The following is a 3,824-nucleotide window of genomic DNA, read 5'->3' as shown; positions in this document are numbered from 1 at the left end:
AGGCCATGGTCTACGCGGGCGACCGGCGCGGCGACGTCGGGCAGGCCCTGCGGCTCCTGCTCACCGAACTGCGCGACGCGCTGCTCACCGAACGCACCGATCTGCTCCTGGAGTTGCGCCAGCCCTACGTCGGCCCCGGCATGGCGGCCTTCGGCAACATGCTCAGGTCCTTCGACTGCCCGGCCGACGCCACCGCCAACCGCGTCCGCACCATCGACACCTCCCTGCTGGCCGTCGGCGGCGCCGTCCACTGCGACCCTCTGCTGTGGGACACCTCGGCGCCGGTCGAGGCGGCCGTGCGCCAGATCCTCGGCGCCCTGCACTCGGTGCCGCAGATCTCCGTCCGCCTCGACGCACTCGGCGTGGAGCAGGCCGACGCGGTCCGGTTCTGGCTGGCCCAATGGCGCCGTCTGCGCCCCCAGTTGCTCGACGGGACGGTCGAACCCGGGCGCCCCGACGGCCTCTACACGCTGGTCAGGTCGGAGTCCGACGGCGTGACCGTGCTGTCCGTGTACGACGAACGCGCCGTTCCCGTGCGGCCCGCGGGCCGGAGGGAGACCGTCCTGGTCAACGCGACGGCCGCGAACCGGGTGGTCGTCGACGTGCAGGACGAGGGGGTGCGGGCGGACATCGAGGTCCGCGGCCCCGACGGACGTATCATCGAGCGGTCCCAGATGTCGCTCGTACCCGGCCTGCACAGCATTCCGGTCCCGGCGATGGGGCTGGCTCTGCTGACGAGGACCGCGTGACCAGCTCACGGGAGAGGGAAAGAATGAAGGTCGGCATCGCCCAGATCGCTGCCCGTGCGGGAGTGAGCGAGGCGACGGTCAGCCGGGTCGTCAACCGCCGCCAGGGCGTCGCGAAGAAGACCAGGGACGCGGTCGAGGCGGCCATGACGGAACTCGGTTACGAGCGCGTCGTGGAGGGCCAGCTCGTCGCGGTCATCACCGAGCACGTCTCCAACCCCTTCTTCGCCGACCTCGCCGAGCGCATCGAGGCGTTCCTGGCGCCGCACGGCCTCAAGACGGTGCTCTGCCCCGCCTTCCCCGGCGGCGTCCAGGAACGCGACTTCATCGCGGCGATCGTCGACAAGGGCATCGCCGCGGTGGTGTTCCTCTCCTCCTCCAACACGGTCGAGGGAGCCGACACCGAGACGTACGAAATGCTCCGTGCCCGGCGGATCCCCTACCTCGGGGTCAACGGGGAGTTCGCCGACAAGGTGCCGGCCCCCGTCTACTCCACCGACGACGCCCTCGCCGCCGAGCTGGCCGTCGACCACCTGTACCGGCTCGGTCACCGCAACATCGGCATGGCCTCGGGGCCCCTCGGCAACCACCCCGCCGACCGACGGGTGCGGGGCTTCCTCGACGCCATGGGGCAGCGGGGCAGCAAGGACGCCGAGCGCTGGGTGATCCGGCAGTCCTACTCGGTCGAGGGCGGTCAGGCGGCAGGACAGGCACTGCTCCAACTCGGTGCCACCGCCGTCGTCGCGGCCAGTGACTACATGGCCCTGGGCGCGATCCGCGGCATCCGCCGTCAGGGGTACGAGGTGCCGGGCGACGTCTCCGTCGTCGGATACGACGGCTCCATGATCACCGAGTTCCTCGATCCTCCGCTGACGACCGTCCGCCAGCCGGGCGACCGGCTCGCGCTCGAAGTCGGCCGGAGCGTCCTGTCGCTGGTCAGCGGTCGCGACGTACCCACGGGCGAACTCCTCTTCGACCCCGAACTGGTCATCCGGAGCACGACGGGGCCGCCGCGCAGCTAGGACAGCGGCCTCCGCCGCCGAGCGGCATCGCCGCCGGGGCGACCGAGCAGCACAGCTCGATACGGTCCGCGCGGCACCGTGCTCACGCCTCGGCCCGGCAGTGCGGGCCCCTCCCCGTACGAGGTGGGCCGTGCCGACCGCGTCGCCGCGGTCCACGACGCGATCGGCAGGCTGCCCGGTACGGAGGCGTGCGGCGCGCTCTACGAGGGAGTCGGCATCGCGGCCTGCATCTCCTCGGGCCGCACGGCCGCCGCCCGCCTGTCGGCAGGCTGGTCCGCGCGACCCTGCTGGGCGGGCAGGGCGGCCCCCCGGGGTGCGGCGTCGCGGCCCGGGGCCGAAGCCGGGTCAAGGGCCGAAGCCGGGGCCGGGTCCGTGACGGACCACCGGCCGTCGCCGCGCTGTTCGACCAGCCCGCACCGGGACAGTCCGTCCAGGTGCTTGGCGACGGTGCGGGCCGTGAAGCCGACCGCCTCGCTGAGGTCCTCCGTCGTGGCGCCCCGGCCCCCGCTGTCGTGCAGACAGGTCAGGGTGCGCTGCGCGTGCCGGCTCAGCCCGTCGGCCAGGACCTGCTCGGCGGCGGAGGGCACCCGTCCGGTGCCGGGGGGCACTCGCCCGGTGCCGGTGGACGTCTGCTCGGCGGCAGTGGACGGCGGGGCGACGTCGGCGGACGCCGGGGCGACGTCGGTGGACGTCCGCGTGGCCTCGGTGGACGTCCGCGTGATGCCGGAGGATGTCCGCGTGACGCCGGTGGGAGTCCGCGCGGCGACGGGCTCGTCGGCGGGCCGGTCCTTGCGCCGCTCAACGGGGGTCACGGGCCGGGGAGTCCGGTTCACCCGACGGTGTTTGCGGCCCTTCTGTTTGTCGTTCCTGCTCGTACGGCTCAACACGATCTCCTTCGGTGTACGAACGGTCACTCGATCCAACGAAGAAGTCCGTGAAGGGAGTCGACGGTTGACGCACTTTTCTGAGGAGTCACTGATCCGGTCCAACGGGAAGGGAGCTCAGGGCCAGCCCCACGGCCTCTTCCAGCTACGGGTCGTGACCCGCCGCACGTGCGTGCGGGGCGACGGACACCTCGACGTCGGGAGCCACGCCCCGGTTCTCGCAGTCCGGGCCGCCGCCGGGGAAGCGGTGGGTGCCGCGCGGCTGCACCAGGCGGGTGCCCTCGGCGAGCCGGTGGCCCACCTCGATGGTGGTGGTGCCGCCCCAGGTGCGCGTGCCGACCACCGGGCCCAGGCGCATCGCCCGCAGCGCCTCGACGACGACGTCCCCGTCCGAGCCGCACCGTTCGTCCGCGAGGAACACCAGCGGCCCTTCGACGGCCGGCGGCGGATACGGCTGGGGGCGGACGTGCCGGCGCAGGTGGTGGCCAGCGGGCGGCGTGACAGCAACTCCAGTACCAGCGCCGACAGATGACCGCCGCTGCTCCCCCGCAGGTCGACGAGGAGCCCGCCCCGTGCCGTCTCCGAGGCCAACGGGACGACGGTGGTCCGGCGGGGCGGCCCGCCCGCGCGGCGCACCGTGAGTTCGACCGGCTTTCCGGCCGTCCCCACGAGCAGACGGGCCGCTCAGGGTCGGGTCCGTCCGGGGCCGGCCAGGCGTAGGCGCGGGAACGGCCCAGGTCGCCGTGGGTCTTCCGGAGCAGGTCGAGGAACTCGTCCTGGCTGCCCAGTCGTTCGACCGGCGGACGGCGGCGGGCCCACGGGCCGCCCCCGGCGAGGGCGGGCAGGTCGGTGCGCCCGATCAGGTCCCGCATCAGCCGCTCTTCCTCGGCGAAGGCCTGCTGCCAGGTGGTGACCGGACGGACGGTCGTGTGCGTGCGGGAGAGGTCGTACGGGCCTGGGGGCAGCACCGGAGCGTCGGCCCCGGTCCCGGTCCTGGCGGAGAGCCGGCGCGGTTCGGCAGGGTCCCAGGGCAGCCCAGGGAATGCGCGAGGTGCAGGAATTCAGGATTCCGTATCGCGTTGGTGGGGGCGTCAGCGGGCACGTGGGCGGAGACGTTGGCGTGGGCGCGAGGGAAACGACAGCGGGGCCGCCGCCGACGTACGCACTAGTGC

3 protein-coding genes and 1 pseudogene are annotated in these 3,824 nt (G+C 73.4%); 2 read left to right on the top strand and 2 right to left on the bottom strand.

What is annotated here, in order from left to right; all coding sequences use genetic code 11:
- Together ACWGIG_RS37640 and ACWGIG_RS37635 are read left to right on the top strand one after the other, a co-directional pair.
- Positions 1–749, top strand: a pseudogene (locus ACWGIG_RS37640) (alpha-galactosidase); the annotation flags it as partial.
- A gap of 23 nt (positions 750–772) precedes the next feature.
- Positions 773–1,768 carry a LacI family DNA-binding transcriptional regulator gene (locus tag ACWGIG_RS37635; RefSeq protein ID WP_453326223.1) on the top strand — a complete coding sequence of 332 codons (996 nt, stop codon included), beginning with the start codon at positions 773–775 and terminating at the stop codon, positions 1,766–1,768.
- A 200-nt stretch (positions 1,769–1,968) separates the two neighbouring features.
- Here the strand turns inward: ACWGIG_RS37635 and ACWGIG_RS37630 are convergent, their stop codons facing one another.
- Positions 1,969–2,580 carry a helix-turn-helix domain-containing protein gene (locus tag ACWGIG_RS37630; RefSeq protein ID WP_453326222.1) on the bottom strand — a complete coding sequence of 204 codons (612 nt, stop codon included), beginning with the start codon at positions 2,578–2,580 and terminating at the stop codon, positions 1,969–1,971.
- A gap of 217 nt (positions 2,581–2,797) precedes the next feature.
- Complete coding sequence (locus ACWGIG_RS37625) at positions 2,798–3,130, bottom strand: S41 family peptidase (RefSeq protein ID WP_453326224.1); 333 nt, start codon at positions 3,128–3,130, stop codon at positions 2,798–2,800.
- Positions 3,131–3,824 lie beyond the last annotated feature (694 nt).

It is taken from the genome of Streptomyces sp. NPDC054863 (genome assembly GCF_053610825.1).
Note: the sequence above shows the minus strand (reverse complement) of the source record. Positions and strands in the feature narration are given on the sequence as shown.